This is a genomic window from Streptomyces sp. NPDC002643 (assembly GCF_053592555.1).
In genome coordinates, this window is the sequence record NZ_JBSFVY010000003.1 from 214,625 (window position 1) to 231,813 (window position 17,189).

The following is a 17,189-nucleotide window of genomic DNA, read 5'->3' on the forward strand; positions in this document are numbered from 1 at the left end:
GCCCCACCCGCTGAAGGGAATCGCCATGCAGATCGCCATCGTCCTCTTCGACCGCTTCACCGCCCTCGACGCCGTCGGCCCCTACGAGACCCTCGGCCGGCTCCCCGACGCGGAGCTGGTCTTCGTCGCCGAGGAGACCGGCCCCGTCCGCGCCGACACCGGCGCCCTCGCGATCACCGCCGACAGGACGCTCGCCGAGGTGCCGAGCCCGGACATCGTCGTCGTACCCGGCGGCCCCGGCCAGTCGGAGCACATGGAGAACGAGACCCTCCTCGACTGGCTGCGCACCGCCGACCGTACGAGCACCTGGACGACCTCCGTGTGCACCGGCTCCCTGCTTCTGGGCAGCGCCGGGCTTCTCGAAGGCCGCCGGGCCACCTCGCACTGGCTGGCGCTGGACCATCTGAAGCGGTACGGCGCCGAGCCGACGGGGGAGCGGGTCGTGATCGACGGCAAGTACGTCACCGCGGCCGGGGTCTCCTCCGGCATCGACATGGGCCTCACCCTGATCGGGAGGATCGCGGGCGACGAACACGCCCAGGCCGTCCAGCTGTTGACCGAGTACGACCCCCAGCCGCCCTACGACGCCGGCGCCCCGCACAAGGCCCCCGCCCACCTCGTCGAGGAGTTCCGCACCAAGAGCCGCTTCGCCTGATGTGACCCACCCGGCCCCCGGCGACGCTCACACGGCCACACCGCTCACACGGATCACACGCTCACACGGCTCACACGGTCCACGTGAACCGCGGCTGCCGACGCTCCAGGAACGCGGCGACACCCTCGGCGGTGTCGCCGCTCCCGCGTGCCTGCTCGGCCCAGTACGCGTCCCGGTCCGTACGCCCGTTCGCGAACTCCTTCGCCGCCGCCTGCGTCAACCGCGAACGCGAGACCAGTACCCGGGTGAACTCCAGCACCCGCTTGCTCAGTTCGCCCTCCGGCAGCACCTCGTCCACGAACCCGGTCCGCAGCGCCCGTTCCGCGTCGATCAACTCGCCCGAGAACAGCAGGTACTTGGCCGTACCGGGCCCGACCAGCGCCACCAACCGCCGGGTGGAGGAGGCCGGATAGACGATGCCCAGCTTGGCGGGGGTGATCCCGAACAGCGAACCCTCCTCCGCGAACCGCAGATCACAGGCCGCCGCCAACTGCGAGCCGCCGCCCACACAGTGCCCCCGGATCGCCGCGAGCGTCGGCTTCGGGAACGCCGCCAGCGCCTCCTCGGCGAGCAGCGCCAGCCCCTGCGCCTCACCCGGCGACTCCCGCAACGTGGAGATGTCGGCCCCCGCGCAGAACGTCCCGCCCTCCCCGGTGAGCACCAGCGCCCGCACGGCGGGGTCGGCGGCCATCTGTTCGAGCAGTGGCGGCAGCGCCCGCCACATCGCCGCCGTCATGGCGTTGCGCTTGGCCGGATGGTGGATGACGACGGTGGCGACTCCATCGGTGACGGAGTGCGGCAGATGAGGCTCCATGAACACCGGATGCTAGGCGCTCCGCCTGTTGGGCCGAGGAAGAAACCGGCGTTCGGCTGCGGCTGCGTCGTGGCTGGTCGCGCAGTTCCCCGCGCCCCTTTCGGGGCGCGGCCATACGATCAACAAGGGGCCCGAAATCCGAGGAGGCCCCGCATGCTTGGTTTGAAGCACGTCAAGGACACGCAGCCCAAGGACACGCACGCCAGGGGCAGCGCCGCCGCCACGCCCCTGACCCCCGAGACCGCCAAGCTCAGTCGTGGTTTCGGGTGGCTCGCCGCGCTCGGGGTGTTGTTGGTGATCGCGGGGCTGGTCGGGCTGGTTTATGTCGGTGTCGCCACCCTGACCTCGATGATCCTTTTCGGGTGGCTGTTGCTGATCGGTGGCGCGGTGGGCCTGCTGCACGCGGTCCAGGCGCGTGGTACCAACTTCTTCTGGCTCGGTGTCGTGGTCGCCGCCCTGAACATCGCGGCCGGGGTGGTCGTCATCAAGACCCCGGAGGCGGCGGCCGAGGCGCTCACCATGTTCGCCGCGCTGCTGTTCCTCACCGGCGGGCTCTTCCGGCTGGTCGGCAGTCTCGTCGTACGCGGCCCCCAGTTCGGCTGGACGCTGCTGCAGGGCGCCTTCGACCTGCTCCTCGGCATTCTGGTCCTCGCGACCTGGCCGAGCAGCAGCAAGTACGTCATCGGTACCTTCTTCTCCCTCGCCCTGCTCTTCGACGGCCTCGGTCTGATCGCCACCGGGTTCGGTGGCCGTCGGGTCGTCGGTATGGTCTCCGAGCGGATCACGGAGAGTGATCACTGAGGTGAGGGAGGGGAGGGGACGGCGTCAACCGTGTACAACCCGAAGAGTTCCGAAAGCGGTTCCCCATGAAAAAGAGGCGTCGATCGGTTTACTGAATCGGGCGCATACGGTCGGAAAGTCAACGAAACGCGACGAGTTGTGTGCAGTGGTCCGTAGGGAGCGCTGAGTTACCAACACTCGACATGTGGTGACAATCGAGCGCAAGGGTGGCGACCGGACCATGGACGACCAGGGGCGCGGGGGCGACCCACGCCCGGGAGGCGGCGGGCACCACGTACCCGCCGACCCGAGGCCGCCGGAACCGCTGCCGTACGAAGGGGTCTGGCGGTTCACCGCCGCCGCCGTCGAGGTCTCGGTGCCGCAGGCGCGGCGGGCCGTCCGGGACCTGCTCGTCCGACAGGGTGTGCCCCTCTCGGACGAGCTGGTCCAGGGACTGCTGCTGATCGTCTCCGAGCTGGTGACGAACGCCGTGAAGCACGCGGCGTTGCTGTCGCCCACGCTGGCCGTCGAGGTCGCGGTCGGCGCGGAGTGGGTGCGGGTCGCGGTGGAGGACAACCACCCCTACCGCCCCACCGCCCTGGAGACCGACCACGGCCGGCTCGGCGGCCGGGGGCTGCTGCTGGTGCGCGAGATCACTCTGGAGGCGGGCGGTGTGTGCGATGTGGAGCACACCGCGACCGGCGGCAAGGTGATCTGGGCCGCCCTGCCGCTCAAACCCGCCCACCAGCTCTAGACACCGGGCCGGACGCCGAGGCGCCCCGCGATCACCAGCCCGCGGCCTCGCCCGTCAGCTCCTTGATCGCCGGGCGGGCCGTGTCCAGGACCGACATGAACCAGGCCGAGAACGTGTCCTTGGCGTGCCGCTCGGCCAGCTCGGCCGGGGTCACGAACGCGGTGTCCCCGATCTCCTCCGGGTCCGGCCGCAGCGGCGCCCGCACCAGCCCGACGAACACATGGTTGAACTCCTGCTCCACCAGGCCCGAGGCCGGGTCGGGGTGGTTGTAGCGGACCGTCCCCGCCTCGCCGAGCAGCGCGGGGGAGACCCCCAGCTCCTCGTACGTCCGCCGCGCCGCCGCCGCGAACGGGGACTCGCCCGGATAGGGGTGGCCGCAGCAGGTGTTCGACCAGACACCGGGGGAGTGGTACTTGCCGAGGGCGCGCTGCTGGAGCAGCAGCCGGCCGTGCTCGTCGAACAGGAAGACGGAGAACGCCCGGTGGAGCTGCCCGGGTGGCTGATGCGCCGCGAGCTTCTCGGCGGTGCCGATCGTCGTGCCGTTCTCGTCGACCAGCTCCAGCAGGATCACTTCCGAGGTGCTGTTCGATGAACCGTGCATCGTGGTGGCAGGTGTGATCGGCATGCCCATCCTTCGCTTCGCTCTTCGAGTCCCAAGTCTGCCGTAGGGTTCCGGCACCCCTGGTACTTCGCGCCAACCCGCAAGTCCTACCCCCGTGCCCCGGGGATGGACACCCGCCGCCCCGAACCCCGACCGCGAAACGGCCGGATAGCTGATCATCTCGTGTGCCACGGCCCGTCAACCGCCGGGTATCACCCCGGCGGCAGCGGCGCGAGGCGGTCAGTGGCAGAGCTTGGCCTCGTGCTCGGCATGGCCGCCGGGCTCCAGCTGGAACGTGCAGTGCTCGACGTCGAAGTGGTCGCCGATGCAGCCCTGGAGGTCGTGGAGCATCTTCTCGTTGCCGATGGAGTCCAGGGTGTCCGAGGCGACGACGACATGGGCGGAGAGCACGGGCATCCCGGAGGTGATGGTCCAGGCGTGCAGATCGTGGACGTCCTCGACACCCGGCAGCGCGAGGATGTGGGCGCGCACCTCGACCATGTCAACGTTCTTGGGCGCCGACTCCAGCAGGACGTCCAGGGTCTCCCGCAGCAGTTTCAGCGTGCGCGGCACGATCATCAGGGCGATGAGCAGCGAGGCGACCGGGTCGGCGGCCTGCCAGCCGGTCAGCAGGATGACCGTCGCCGAGATGATCACCGCCAGCGAGCCGAGCGCGTCCGCGGCCACCTCCAGGAAGGCACCCCGGACGTTCAGGCTCTCCTTCTGGCCGCGCATCAGCAGGCTCAGCGAGATGACGTTCGCCACCAGACCGATCGAGCCGAACAGCACCGCGAGGCCCCCCTCGGTCCCGGCGGGCGTGATGAACCGCTGGATCGCCTCGTACAGCACGAAGCCGCCGACCCCGAGCAGCAGCAGACAGTTGGCGAGCGCCGCGAGTATCTCGGCACGGGCGTAGCCGAACGTGCGGTTGCCGACCGCCGGGCGGTTGGCGAAGTGGATCGCGAGCAGCGCCATGGCGAGCCCCACGGCGTCCGTCGCCATGTGCGCGGCGTCCGCGATGAGCGCGAGCGAATCCGCGAGAACACCGCCGACGATCTCGACCGCCATGACGGTGAGCGTGATCGACAGCGCGATCCGCAGCCGACCGCGGTACGCGGCGGCCGCCGTCCCCGTGGTCGGCACGCCGTGCGCATGGCCGTGATCGTGCCCAGCCCCCATGGAATCCGCCCTTCCGAAGCGTCCGCAGTGTCCGTGTGTTCGACTCTCGATCACAGTGAACTACGGGTGGGGGGTATCGGGCAACGCGGCACTGAACACCGTTGTCATATGCTCTGACCTGCGGAAACGATACGCAGGTCAGAGCGTCGTACGGTGCGGTGGGGCGCTCAGAGGCCGTGGTGCAGCCGCCAGCCGGCCCACGCCGACTCGACCATCTCGCGTACCCCGCGCCGGGCCGTCCAGCCCAACTCCCGCTCCGCCAGCGCCGCCGACGCGACCGCGCGCGGGGAGTCGCCGGGGCGGCGGGCGTCGACCACGGCGGGCCGGCCGTCGCCGGTGACCTCGCCGATGAGGGTCACGAGTTCGCGGACCGAAACACCCTCGCCCCGGCCGATGTTCACGGTCAGATCGCCGGTCGTGGAGTCGGCGACGAGATGCCGGGCCGCCGCGAGGTGGGCCTCGGCGAGGTCGGCGACATGGATGTAGTCCCGCACGCAGGTGCCGTCCGGTGTCGGATAGTCGTCGCCGAAGATGCGCGGGGCCTCGTCGCGGGTGAGCCGGTCGAAGACCATCGGGATCACATTGAAGACCCCGGTGTCGGCCAGCGCCGGTTCGGCGGCCCCCGCCACGTTGAAATAACGCAGACAGACGGTGGAGATTCCGTGTGCCCTGCCCGCCGCCCGGACCAGCCACTCACCGGCGAGCTTGGTCTCGCCGTACGGGCTCATCGGCGCGCAGGGCGTGTCCTCCGTGATGAGGTCCACGTCCGGGTTGCCGTAGACGGCGGCGGAGGAGGAGAACACGAACCGCTCGACCCCCGCGCCCGCCGCCGCGTCCAGCAGCGCGGCCAGCCCGCCGACGTTCTCCTGGTAGTAGCGGGTCGGCTGCGCCACGGACTCCCCGACCTGCTTACGGGCGGCGAGATGGACGACACCGGTCACCGCGTGCTCGCCGAGCACGTGTTTGAGGAGAGCGCCGTCCGAGGCCGAGCCACGGATGAGGGGGATGCCCTCGGGGAGGCGCCCACGGACCCCGGTCGAGAGGTCGTCCAGCGCCACGACCCGCTCCCCGGCGTCGGTCATGACCTTCGCCACGTGTGCGCCGATGTACCCCGCCCCGCCTGTGATCAGCCATGTCATGGGATCAGCCTATGCACGCGGCTCCCCGCACCCGTTCAGGGGTGTCCGCTGTCGCCCATAAACCGATAAATGCACCGGCGTTTGTGGCATGGAGCCCATATCCCCGATGATGATCAGCGGTGCTGACGCAGCAGGTCCAGCTGATCGCGCCGTTAACAGGCAGTGAACAACCGCCGCTCTTCATCCGATAACCTCTGCCGACACGCCGCCGGGCCGACGCCGGCCGGGGCGGCCTTCGCACACGTACATGTCCGGCGCGATCGCGCCGGCGCCCCAGGGAGTGAGTTCGTCTGTCGACCGCCATCCTCACCGGTCAGCCGGTCCCCGGATCGTCGCTGGAGGGCGATCTGCGGTCGCTCGGCTTCGACGTGCGGGTCGCCTCCGACGCCGGTGACACCGAGACGCTCCTCGCGGCCGTACCCGCCGGTCAACGGGTCGCCATCGTCGACGCCCGCTTCGTGGGCCACCTCCACGCGCTGCGCCTCGGGCTCACCGACCCCCGCTTCGACGCCGCCGCCCTGCCCGGCGCCGTCACCGTCCAGCCCGCCGCCCGCCCCGCGCTGACCCGGGCGCTGGCCCGCGAGAACTCCTCGGTCGGCGGCGGCGCCGCCGTCGGGGGCGCCCCCACGCGAGCGAAGCCGAGCCCGGGGGACGTCGACGACCTCGCCGACCGGATCGCCACCGCCCTCGACGCGGACGGCCTCCCCCCGCACCGGCCCGAACTCGGCACCCTGGTCGCCGTCGTACCCACCGACCCGCAGACCCGCAACGAGGCCCGCCAGGCGGTCGCCGCCGTCGACGACGAGGCCGTACGACTGCGTACGGCGGTGAAGTCCCGCGACGGCTTCTTCACCACCCACTTCATCAGCCCGTACTCCCGCTATATCGCCCGCTGGTGCGCCCGGCGCGGCCTGACCCCGAATCAGGTCACCACCGCCTCCCTGCTCACCGCCCTCATCGCGGCGGGCTGCGCGGCCACCGGCACCCGGGTCGGCTTCATCGCCGCCGGCATCCTGCTGATCCTCTCCTTCGTCCTCGACTGCGCCGACGGCCAGTTGGCCCGCTACTCGCTGCGGTACTCCACGCTCGGCGCCTGGCTCGACGCCACCTTCGACCGGGCCAAGGAGTACGCCTACTACGCGGGCCTCGCGCTCGGCGCCGCCCGGGGCGGGGACGACGTATGGGCCCTCGCCCTGGGCGCGATGGTCCTGCAGACCTGCCGTCACGTCGTCGACTTCTCCTTCAACGAGGCGAATCACGACGCCACCGCCAACACCAGCCCCACCGCCGCCCTCTCCGACAGACTCGACAGCGTCGGCTGGACGGTGTGGGTACGCCGGATGATCGTGCTCCCGATCGGCGAACGCTGGGCCATGATCGCGGTGCTCACGGCGGCCACCACTCCCCGTATCACCTTCTACGCGCTGCTCATCGGGTGCGCGTTCGCTGCGACTTACACCACAGCGGGCCGTGTACTGCGGTCGCTGACACGCAAGGCCCGGCGCACCGACCGGGCGGCGAAGGCGCTGGCCGACCTCACCGACTCCGGCCCACTGGCCGAACTGCTGCGCCGGGTGGTACCCGGCTCCCTCGGGAGGGCCATCGTGCCCTTGACCCTCTGCGCCGGGGGCCTCGTGGTCCTCGCCGTCTGGCTTGCCCCGTACGGCAGTTGGTGGCCCGTCCTGGCCGCCGGAGCGTATGTGCTCCTGTCGTCCGTCGCCCTGACGAAGCCTCTCAAGGGCGCCCTCGACTGGCTCGTTCCCCCCTTCTTCCGCGCCGCCGAATACGGCACCGTTCTGGTCCTCGCGGCCAAAGCCGATGTGAACGGAGCCCTTCCGGCGGCTTTCGGGCTGGTGGCGGCCGTCGCCTACCATCACTACGACACGGTGTACCGCATCCGCGGCGACGCCGGGGCGCCGCCGCACTGGCTGGTGTGGGCGATCGGCGGGCACGAAGGCAGGACGCTGCTGATCACCGTCCTGGCCGCGCTGCTGGCGCCCGCAGAGTTCAAGGCCGCGCTCACGGCTCTCGCCGTGGCCGTGGCAGTGCTGGTGCTCTTCGAGAGCATCCGCTTCTGGGTGACCGCCCACAAAACCGGCGCACCCGCCGTACACGATGAAGGAGAACCCGCATGATCGGCCTCGTGCTGGCGGCCGGCGCCGGACGGCGTCTGCGCCCCTACACCGACACCCTGCCCAAGGCACTGGTGCCGGTCGGCCCCGAAGGCGACGAGGAGAGCCTCACGGTTCTCGACCTCACCCTCGGCAACTTCGCCGAGATCGGTCTGACCGAGGTCGCGATCATCGTCGGGTACCGCAAGGAGGCCGTCTACGAGCGCCGAGAGGCGCTGGAGGCCAAGTACGGCCTGAAGATCACCCTCATCGACAACGACAAGGCCGAGGAGTGGAACAACGCCTACTCCCTGTGGTGCGGCCGTGACGCCATCAAGCACTCGGTGATCCTCGCCAACGGCGACACCGTGCACCCGGTCTCCGTCGAGAAGACCCTGCTCGCCGCGCGCGGCGGCGACAAGAAGATCATCCTCGCCCTGGACACGGTGAAGTCCCTCGCCGACGAGGAGATGAAGGTCGTCGTCGGCCCCGAGGGCGGCATGACGAAGATCACCAAGCTGATGGACCCGGCCGAGGCGACCGGCGAGTACATCGGCGTCACCCTCATCGAGGGCGAGGCCGCCGACGAGCTGGCCGACGCCCTGAAGACGGTCTTCGGGACGGACCCCCAGCAGTTCTACGAGCACGGCTACCAGGAGCTCGTCAACCGCGGTTTCCGCATCGACGTCGCACCCATCGGTGACGTCAAGTGGGTCGAGATCGACAACCACGACGACCTCGCCAAGGGACGTGAGATCGCGTGCCAGTACTGACGAGGCTCATCCCCTCGCCGGTCGTCGTGGACATCCGTCCCGGCGCCCTCGATGACCTGGCGACGATCCTGTCGGACCAGCGCATCGCCCCGTCGGGCCGGATGGCCTTCGCGATCAGCCCCGGCTCCGGTGCCGCCCTGCGCGACCGGTTCGCCCCGGCGCTGCCGGAGGCCGACTGGTTCTGCGACGCCGACGGCACCATCGACGGCGCCGTACGCCTCGCCGACTCGATCAAGAAGGGCGGTCACTACGACGCCGTGATCGGGCTCGGCGGCGGCAAGGTCATCGACTGCGCCAAGTACGCCGCCGCCCGCGTCGGTCTGCCCTTGGTGGCCGTCGCGACGAACCTGGCCAACGACGGTCTGTGCTCCCCGGTCGCCACCCTCGACAACGACGCGGGCCGCGGCTCCTACGGGGTGCCGAACCCGATCGGCATCGTGATCGACCTCGACGTCATCCGTGAGGCACCGGTGCGCTTCGTGCGGGCCGGCATCGGCGATGTGATCTGCAAGATCTCCGCCGTGGCCGACTGGGAGCTGTCCAGCCGCGAGACCGGCGAGAAGGTCGACGGCCTCGCCGCCGCCATGGCCCGCCAGGCCGCCGAGGCCGTGCTGCGCCACCCCGGTGGCATCGGCGACGACGACTTCCTGACCACCCTGTCCGAGTCCCTGGTGCTGTGCGGGATCTCCATGTCCGTGGCCGGCGACAGCCGTCCCGCCTCGGGCGCCTGCCACGAGATCAGCCACGCCTTCGACCTGAAGTACCCCAAGCGCAACGCCCTCCACGGCGAGCAGTGCGGACTCGGCGGCGCGTTCGCCACCTATCTGCGCGGCCACCACGAGGTCGCGGGCCAGATGGCGGAGGTTCTTCGGCACCACGGGCTGCCCGTCCTCCCGGACGAGATCGGCTTCTCGATGGACGAGTTCGTCAAGGTCGTCGAGTTCGCCCCGCAGACCAGGCCCGGTCGCTACACGATCCTCGAACACCTCGAACTGAGCACCGAACAGATCAAGGACGCCTACGCCGACTATGCCAAAGCCATCGGTAGCTGAACTCCGCCCGGTCGTTCACCCCCCGGGTGTGAAGGACCGGCGGAGCGGTGAGCACTGGGCCGGCCGGCTCTACATGCGCGAGATCTCCCTGCGCATCGACCGGCACCTGGTCAACACCCGGGTCACGCCCAACCAGCTGACCTACCTGATGACCGTCTTCGGCGTCCTCGCTGCCCCGGCCCTGCTGGTGCCGGGCATCCCGGGCGCCGTCCTCGGCGTGCTCATGGTGCAGCTGTATCTGCTGTTCGACTGCGTCGACGGCGAGCTCGCCCGCTGGCGGAAGCAGTACTCGATGACCGGCGTCTACGTCGACCGCGTCGGCGCTTACCTGTGCGACGCGGCCGTCCTCGTCGGCTTCGGGCTGCGCGCCGCCGACCTGTGGGGCACCGGCCGTATCGACTGGCTGTGGGCCTTCCTCGGCACCCTCGCCGCGCTCGGCGCCATCCTGATCAAGGCGGAGACCGACCTCGTCGGCGTCGCCCGGCACCAGACCGGCAAGCCGCCGGTCCAGGAGTCGGCGTCCGTGCCGCGCTCGTCCGGGGTGGCGTTCGCCCGCCGGGCCGCCGCCGCGCTGAAGTTCCACCGGCTGATCCTCGGCGTCGAGGCGTCCCTGCTGATCCTGGTCCTCGCGGTCGTGGACCAGGCCCGGGGCGATCTGTTCTGGTCCCGGCTCGGGGTCGCCGTACTCGCCGGGATCGCCCTGCTGCAGACGCTGCTGCACCTGGTGTCCATCCTCGCCTCCAGCAGGCTGAAGTGAGCGGCTCGGACATGGGCGGCCCCAGCGGCTCCGACATGGCCCGCTCGGCAGCGACCGGCTCGGTGGCGGGCGGTTCGGCGGCGGACGGCGCCCTGAAGGTCGGCGCGGTGATCATCACCATGGGCAACCGCCCCGACGAACTCCGCGCCCTCCTCGACTCGGTCGCCAAGCAGGACGGCGACCGGGTCGAGGTGGTCGTCGTCGGCAACGGCTCACCCGTCCCCGACGTCCCCGAGGGCGTGAAGACGGTCGAACTGCCCGAGAACCTCGGCATCCCCGGCGGCCGCAACGTCGGCATCGAGGCCTTCGGCCCCAGCGGCCGGGACGTCGACATCCTGCTCTTCCTCGACGACGACGGTCTGCTCGGCCGCCACGACACCGCCGAACTGTGCCGCGAGGCATTCACCGAAGACTCCAGGCTCGGCATCATCAGCTTCCGCATCGCCGACCCCGACACCGGCGAGACCCAGCGCCGCCATGTCCCCCGGCTGCGCGCCTCCGACCCGATGCGCTCCTCCCGGGTCACCACGTTCCTCGGCGGCGCCAACGCCGTACGCACCCGTGTCTTCGCCGAAGTCGGCTCACTGCCCGACGAGTTCTTCTACGCCCATGAGGAGACCGACCTCGCCTGGCGGGCCCTCGACGCCGGCTGGCTGATCGACTACCGGTCCGACATGGTGCTGTACCACCCCACGACCGCCCCCTCCCGGCACGCGGTCTACCACCGCATGGTCGCCCGCAACCGCGTCTGGCTCGCCCGCCGCAACCTCCCCACCCCCCTCGTCCCCGTCTACCTGGGCGTCTGGCTGCTCCTCACCCTGCTGCGCAAGCCCTCGGCGCCCGCCCTCAAAGCATGGATGGCCGGTTTCCGGGAGGGCTGGACGAGCCCCTGCGGCCCCCGGCGGCCCATGAAGTGGCGTACGGTGTGGCGCCTGACGAGACTGGGCCGACCTCCCGTCATCTGACAAGGCCGACCTCCCGTCATCTGACAAGCTCGAAATCTGAGAGCATTCGGCCGTACCCGGTCCGGGTTTTCCGCCTCGGCCCGAGCAGGCTGCGCACTTTGAGGACGAAAGTTTCCATTTGTGAGTGAGACAACGCATGACGGCAGGGTTGTGGTGAGCGACCGTCCGTCGCCCGACGACGGGCTCTCCGCCGCCGACCTGGCCGCCAAGTACGGGCTCGCGGTGAGCGGCGCCCGGCCCGGACTCGCCGAGTACGTCCGCCAGATGTGGGGGCGGCGCCACTTCATCCTCGCCTTCTCCCAGGCCAAGCTCACCGCACAGTACAGCCAGGCCAAGCTCGGCCAGCTGTGGCAGGTGGCCACCCCGCTGCTGAACGCGCTGGTGTACTTCCTGATCTTCGGCCTGATCCTCAACGCCGACCGGGGCATGTCACGCGAGGTCTACATCCCCTTCCTGGTCACCGGCGTCTTCGTCTTCACCTTCACCCAGAGTTCGGTGATGGCCGGCGTCCGCGCGATCTCCGGCAACCTCGGCCTCGTCCGCGCCCTGCACTTCCCACGCGCCTCGCTGCCCATCTCCTTCGCGCTCCAGCAGCTCCAGCAACTGCTGTTCTCGATGATCGTGCTGGTCGCCGTCGCGATCGGCTTCGGCAGCTACCCGGGCCTGTCCTGGCTGCTGATCGTCCCGGTCCTCATCCTGCAGTTCGGCTTCAACACCGGCCTCGCGCTGATCATGGCCCGCATGGGCGCCAAGACCCCGGACCTCGCCCAGCTGATGCCCTTCGTGATGCGTACGTGGATGTACGCGTCCGGTGTGATGTTCTCCATCCCGGTGATGCTCGCCGAGCACCCGAAGTGGATCGCCGACATCCTCCAGTGGAACCCGGCCGCCATCTACATGGACCTGATGCGCTTCGCACTGATCGACGACTACGGCTCCGAGAACCTGCCCCCGCACGTCTGGGCGGTCGCCGGAGGCTGGGCCCTGCTCGTCGCGCTCGGCGGCTTCGTCTACTTCTGGAAGGCCGAGGAGAGGTACGGCCGTGGCTGAGACCCGAGTACCCACCGTCATCGCGGACGAGCTGCACATCGTCTACCGCGTCAACGGTGCCAGGACCGGCAAGGGCAGCGCCACCGCCGCGCTCAGCCGCATCCTGAAGCGAGGCTCCGACGACACGGCGCGGGGTGTACGCAAGGTGCACGCCGTCCGGGGTGTCTCCTTCGTCGCCTACCGGGGCGAGGCCATCGGCCTGATCGGCTCCAACGGCTCCGGCAAGTCCACCCTGCTGCGCGCCATCGCCGGACTGCTGCCCGCCGAGAGCGGCAAGGTCTACACCGACGGCCAGCCCTCCCTCCTCGGTGTCAACGCCGCCCTGATGAACGACCTCACAGGCGAACGGAACGTCATCTTGGGCGGGCTCGCCATGGGGATGTCCCGCGAGCAGATCCGCGGGCGCTACCAGGAGATCGTCGACTTCTCCGGCATCAACGAGAAGGGCGACTTCATCACCCTGCCGATGCGCACCTACTCCTCCGGTATGGCGGCCCGACTGCGGTTCTCCATCGCGGCGGCCAAGGACCACGACGTCCTCATGATCGACGAGGCCCTCGCCACCGGAGACGCCTCCTTCCGCAAGCGCTCCGAGGCCCGTATCCGCGAACTCCGCAAGAACGCGGGCACGGTCTTCCTCGTCAGCCACAGCAACAAGTCGATCCGCGACACCTGTGACCGCGTCCTGTGGCTGGAGCGCGGCGAACTGCGCATGGACGGCCCCACCGAAGAGGTCATGAGGGAATACGAGAAGTTCACCGGCAAGTAAAGGGCGAAGCGTTCCCGGGCCCCGTCGGAACCCTCCGGTGGGGCCCGGCGTCTGCAAAGGAAACGTAAGGAAACGCCAACTTCCGCTTCAGGTGGGAGTCTTGGGACCAATCGGTGTGCTCTTGTGATGTGCGGGATACCCCGGCGGAGCGCGAGGCGCTGTACAACGTAGGCTGTAACGGTGCCCAATCGCGGCAAGTGGGTCCATAATGCGCGACACCCGGCAACAGCCCCAGACGCGGACCTCTGGGCGGCGTGTCCGAAATAGTGGGTATTGGGTCGGCAGTGTAGAACGGGAGATATGACGGCCATGGCTCTGGAAACTCCCCAGCTCAACGACGCTTCCGCCGTCCCCGCGCCGGGTGACGAGCGGTGATCGCAACCGGGACGGCGCGCACCGGTGACCCCGAGCGCGACACCCTCGACAAGGCCGCGGCCGAGAACTTCCCCGTCGCGCCGTTCTTCCTGCCCCGCCCCTGGCGCGACGACCTCATGGCGATCTACGGCTTCGCCCGCCTCGTCGACGACATCGGCGACGGCGACCTCGCCCCCGGCGGCGCCGACGCCCGCCTCCTCGGCCTCACCCCGCGGGACGCCGACGACCGGCTCCTCCTCCTCGACGCCTTCGAGACGGACCTCCGCAAGGTCTTCGACGCCACCCCCGGCCACCCGCTGCTGCGCCGCCTCCGGCCCACGGTCCGCCGTCACGCCCTCACCCCCGAGCCGTTCCTGGCCCTGATCGCCGCCAACCGCCAGGACCAACTGGTCGGACGGTACGAGACCTACGAGGACCTGCTCGCCTACTGCGCGCTGTCCGCCAACCCCGTCGGCCATCTCGTCCTCGCCGTCACCGGCACCACCACCCCCGAGCGCGTCCGCCACTCCGACGCGATCTGCACGGCGCTGCAGATCGTCGAGCACCTCCAGGACGTCGCCGAGGACCTCGGCCGCAACCGCGTCTATCTGCCCGCCGAGGACATGAAGCGCTTCCACGTCCAGGAGAAGGATCTCGCCGCGCCCACGGCAGGCGCATCGGTGCGCGCACTGATCGCGTACGAGGCCCAACGCGCCCGGAACCTCCTGGATGAGGGCGCCCCGCTGGTGGGTAGCGTCCACGGCAGGCTGAGGCTGCTCCTCGCGGGGTTCGTGGCGGGAGGAAGGGCGGCCGTCCACGCGATCGCCGCCGCCCGATTCGACGTACTGTCCGGCCCGACCGTGCCCGGCAAGCTCCGGCTGCTGCGCGAGGTGGGCGCGACCCTGCGAGGAGAGGGGTGATCGAGGCCGTGGAGTCGGAACCACGCACGTCCGCACCGGTACTCGCCGCCTACAGCTACTGCGAGGCCGTCACCGGACGCCAGGCCCGCAACTTCGCCTACGGCATCAGACTTCTGCCGACGCCCAAGCGACGCGCCATGTCCGCGCTGTACGCCTTCTCCCGGCGCGTCGACGACATCGGTGACGGCGCGCTCGCCACCGAGGTCAAGACGGCCCGGCTGGAGGAGACCCGGGCACTGCTCGCCCGCATCAGGGACGGCGCCGTCGAGGAGGACGACACCGACCCCGTCGCGGTGGCCCTCTCCCATGCCGGGGCCGCCTTCCCGATCCCGCTCGCCGCCCTCGACGAACTCATCGACGGCGTCCTGATGGACGTACGCGGCGAGACCTACGAGACCTGGGACGACCTCAAGGCCTACTGCCGCTGTGTCGCCGGCACCATCGGACGGCTCTCGCTCGGCGTCTTCGGCACCGAACCGGGGGCGCGCGGCGCGGAGCGCGCACCGGAGTACGCGGACACCCTCGGGCTCGCGCTCCAACTCACCAACATCCTCAGGGACGTTCGCGAGGACGCCCACGGCGGGCGGACCTATCTGCCCTCCGACGACCTCGCGAAATTCGGCTGCTCGGGCGGGTTCGCCGGGCCCCTCCCGCCCGCCGACTCCGACTTCGCGGGTCTGGTGCACTTCGAGGTGCGCCGGGCCCGCGCCCTCTTCGCCGAGGGCTATGGACTGCTGCCGATGCTCGACCGGCGCAGCGGCGCCTGTGTCGCCGCCATGGCCGGCATCTACCGCCGGCTCCTCGACCGCATCGAGCGCGAACCCGAGGCCGTACTGCGCGGCCGGGTCTCGCTGCCCGGCCGGGAGAAGGCCTATGTCGCCGTACGCGGACTGTCCGGACTGGACGCCCGGCATGTGTCGCGCCGTTCCCCGAGGAGGCGTGCCTGATGGACAATCCGGTCCAAGGTGAATCCAACGGGGAGAAGTGGTACGCAACCCTCCGCGTCGAGGCCGCGTCCCTGACTGCGACGGTCCGGCGCGGACCGCACCACCATCCCGGCGGACCGGCAGGGGAGGGGGCACGATGACCGACGGCGCACAGTCCGAGGGGCTGCCCGACGGGCACCGTACGGGCCGCCCCGGGAGCACGGCCGTGGTGGTCGGCGGGGGCCTCGCGGGCATCACCGCGGCGCTCGCCCTGGCCGACGCCGGCGTCAGGGTCACGCTTCTCGAAGGGCGGCCACGGCTCGGCGGGCTCGCCTTCTCCTTCCAGCGGGGCGAGTTGACCGTCGACAACGGCCAGCATGTGTATCTGCGCTGCTGCACCGCCTACCGCTGGTTCCTCGACCGTATCGACGCGGCTTCGCTGGCCCCCTTGCAGAACCGTCTCGACGTGCCGGTCCTCGACGCCGGGGGCAGGCCCGGACGCAGGCTCGGCAGACTGCGGCGGGACGCGCTGCCCGTCCCTCTGCATCTCGGGCGCAGCCTCGCCACCTACACCCATCTGTCGCTCGCCGAGCGCGCCAAGGTGGGGCGGGCCGCGCTGGCGCTCAAGGCGCTCGATCTCGACGATCCGGCGCTGGACGAACGGGACTTCGGCGGCTGGCTCGCCGAGCACGGTCAGTCGGCGCGTGCCGTCGAGGCGCTGTGGGACCTCGTCGGGGTCGCCACCCTCAACGCGGTCGCCCAGGACGCCTCGCTCGGGCTCGCCGCGATGGTGTTCAAGACGGGTCTGCTGTCCGACCCGGGCGCGGCCGACATCGGCTGGGCCCAAGTCCCGCTCGGTGAACTGCACGACCGGCCGGCCCGCAAGGCACTCGACTCGGCGGGCGTCCGTACCGCACTCCGTACCCGCGTCACCTCCATCTCCCCCTCGGAGAACGGCCGTTGGCAGGTCGAGGTGCCCGGCGAGACCCTCGACGCCGACACGGTCGTCCTCGCCGTACCGCAGCGCGAGACGCACGACCTGCTGCCGGACGGGGCATTGGACGCCCCGGAGCGGCTGCTTCAGATCGATACGGCGCCGATCCTCAACGTCCATGTCGTATACGACCGCAAGGTGCTGAGCAGGCCGTTCTTCGCGGCGCTCGGCTCACCCGTGCAGTGGGTCTTCGACCGGACCGGCGCATCGGGGCTGCGCGAGGGCCAGTATCTGGCGCTGTCGCAGTCGGCCGCGCGGGACGAGATCGACGCGCCCGTCGCCGAACTGCGCGCCCGGTATCTGCCGGAGCTGGAGCGGCTGCTGCCCGGCACGCGCCGCGCCAACGTGGAGGACTTCTTCGTGACCCGGGAGCGCACCGCGACCTTCGCTCCCACCCCCGGCGTCGGACGGCTCAGGCCCGGCGCCCGCACCAAGGCACCCGGCCTGTATCTGGCCGGAGCGTGGACCGCCACCGGGTGGCCCGCGACCATGGAGAGTGCGGTCCGCAGCGGAATGAGTGCGGCGGATGCCGCCCTCACCGCTCTGGGCCGGCCCCGAGACCACCTCTTCGCCTACGAGGAGGCAGCGTGACGCTC

The 17,189-nt window shown here is 70.5% G+C and carries 18 protein-coding genes; 14 read left to right on the plus strand and 4 right to left on the minus strand.

Annotated features, from left to right (window positions below):
- The first annotated feature begins 25 nt into the window (after nt 1-25).
- Nucleotides 26-655 carry a DJ-1/PfpI family protein gene (locus ACWD4G_RS05730; RefSeq protein WP_451290930.1) on the plus strand — a complete coding sequence of 210 codons (630 nt, stop codon included), beginning with the start codon at nt 26-28 and terminating at the stop codon, nt 653-655.
- Between the two features lie 70 nt (nt 656-725).
- Here ACWD4G_RS05730 and ACWD4G_RS05735 read toward each other — a convergent pair whose 3' ends face one another.
- Nucleotides 726-1,469, minus strand: a complete 744-nt coding sequence (locus ACWD4G_RS05735; RefSeq protein WP_451290931.1) for an enoyl-CoA hydratase/isomerase family protein — start codon at nt 1,467-1,469, stop codon at nt 726-728.
- A 153-nt stretch (nt 1,470-1,622) separates the two neighbouring features.
- On the opposite strand from ACWD4G_RS05735, the gene ACWD4G_RS05740 reads away from it, so the two are divergent.
- Both ACWD4G_RS05740 and ACWD4G_RS05745 read left to right on the plus strand, forming a co-directional pair.
- A complete protein-coding gene (locus ACWD4G_RS05740; protein ID WP_451290932.1) occupies nt 1,623-2,270 on the plus strand; it encodes an HdeD family acid-resistance protein in 648 nt (215 codons plus the stop codon).
- A 220-nt stretch (nt 2,271-2,490) separates the two neighbouring features.
- Entirely contained in the window at nt 2,491-3,003 is a 513-nt protein-coding gene (locus ACWD4G_RS05745; protein ID WP_451291146.1) for an ATP-binding protein, read from the plus strand.
- A 31-nt stretch (nt 3,004-3,034) separates the two neighbouring features.
- Here the strand turns inward: ACWD4G_RS05745 and idi are convergent, their stop codons facing one another.
- The 3 genes from idi to galE all read right to left on the minus strand — a co-directional run bounded on the left by idi (nt 3,035) and on the right by galE (nt 5,922).
- Nucleotides 3,035-3,628 (minus strand): isopentenyl-diphosphate Delta-isomerase, encoded by a 594-nt coding sequence (gene idi, locus ACWD4G_RS05750; protein WP_451290933.1) that lies wholly within the window; start codon nt 3,626-3,628, stop codon nt 3,035-3,037.
- A gap of 216 nt (nt 3,629-3,844) precedes the next feature.
- On the minus strand, nt 3,845-4,783 hold the full coding sequence (locus ACWD4G_RS05755) for a cation diffusion facilitator family transporter (protein ID WP_451290934.1): 939 nt from the start codon (nt 4,781-4,783) through the stop codon (nt 3,845-3,847).
- A gap of 167 nt (nt 4,784-4,950) precedes the next feature.
- Nucleotides 4,951-5,922 (minus strand): UDP-glucose 4-epimerase GalE, encoded by a 972-nt coding sequence (gene galE, locus ACWD4G_RS05760; RefSeq protein ID WP_451290935.1) that lies wholly within the window; start codon nt 5,920-5,922, stop codon nt 4,951-4,953.
- Between the two features lie 290 nt (nt 5,923-6,212).
- Between galE and ACWD4G_RS05765 the strand changes: the two genes are divergently transcribed.
- From ACWD4G_RS05765 to hpnE, 11 genes are all read left to right on the plus strand, one after another.
- Complete coding sequence (locus ACWD4G_RS05765; RefSeq protein ID WP_451291147.1) at nt 6,213-8,057, plus strand: DUF5941 domain-containing protein; 1,845 nt, start codon at nt 6,213-6,215, stop codon at nt 8,055-8,057.
- Entirely contained in the window at nt 8,054-8,806 is a 753-nt protein-coding gene (locus ACWD4G_RS05770; RefSeq protein ID WP_451290936.1) for a phosphocholine cytidylyltransferase family protein, read from the plus strand. Before ACWD4G_RS05765 ends, ACWD4G_RS05770 begins: the two co-directional genes overlap by 4 nt.
- On the plus strand, nt 8,794-9,858 hold the full coding sequence (locus ACWD4G_RS05775; protein WP_451290937.1) for an iron-containing alcohol dehydrogenase family protein: 1,065 nt from the start codon (nt 8,794-8,796) through the stop codon (nt 9,856-9,858). Before ACWD4G_RS05770 ends, ACWD4G_RS05775 begins: the two co-directional genes overlap by 13 nt.
- 28 nt (nt 9,859-9,886) lie before the next feature.
- Nucleotides 9,887-10,615, plus strand: a complete 729-nt coding sequence (locus ACWD4G_RS05780) for a CDP-alcohol phosphatidyltransferase family protein (RefSeq protein ID WP_451290938.1) — start codon at nt 9,887-9,889, stop codon at nt 10,613-10,615.
- Nucleotides 10,616-10,650: 35 nt separating this feature from the next.
- Nucleotides 10,651-11,580, plus strand: coding sequence for a glycosyltransferase family 2 protein (locus tag ACWD4G_RS05785; protein WP_451291148.1), 930 nt, complete (start codon nt 10,651-10,653; stop codon nt 11,578-11,580).
- 120 nt (nt 11,581-11,700) lie between these two features.
- Entirely contained in the window at nt 11,701-12,630 is a 930-nt protein-coding gene (locus tag ACWD4G_RS05790) for an ABC transporter permease (RefSeq protein WP_451290939.1), read from the plus strand.
- The gene (locus tag ACWD4G_RS05795) at nt 12,623-13,399 is read left to right on the plus strand and encodes an ABC transporter ATP-binding protein (protein WP_451290940.1); all 777 of its coding nucleotides are present in this window, start codon (nt 12,623-12,625) and stop codon (nt 13,397-13,399) included. Before ACWD4G_RS05790 ends, ACWD4G_RS05795 begins: the two co-directional genes overlap by 8 nt.
- A gap of 371 nt (nt 13,400-13,770) precedes the next feature.
- Nucleotides 13,771-14,673: a squalene synthase HpnC gene (gene hpnC, locus ACWD4G_RS05800; protein WP_451290941.1), complete on the plus strand. Its 903-nt coding sequence runs from the start codon at nt 13,771-13,773 to the stop codon at nt 14,671-14,673.
- Nucleotides 14,670-15,620, plus strand: coding sequence for a presqualene diphosphate synthase HpnD (hpnD, locus tag ACWD4G_RS05805; protein WP_451290942.1), 951 nt, complete (start codon nt 14,670-14,672; stop codon nt 15,618-15,620). Before hpnC ends, hpnD begins: the two co-directional genes overlap by 4 nt.
- Complete coding sequence (locus tag ACWD4G_RS05810) at nt 15,620-15,760, plus strand: DUF6380 family protein (RefSeq protein WP_451290943.1); 141 nt, start codon at nt 15,620-15,622, stop codon at nt 15,758-15,760. The genes hpnD and ACWD4G_RS05810 overlap by 1 nt, the downstream gene beginning before the upstream one ends.
- Nucleotides 15,757-17,184: a hydroxysqualene dehydroxylase HpnE gene (gene hpnE / locus ACWD4G_RS05815; protein WP_451290944.1), complete on the plus strand. Its 1,428-nt coding sequence runs from the start codon at nt 15,757-15,759 to the stop codon at nt 17,182-17,184. The genes ACWD4G_RS05810 and hpnE overlap by 4 nt, the downstream gene beginning before the upstream one ends.
- Nucleotides 17,185-17,189: the final 5 nt, after the last annotated feature.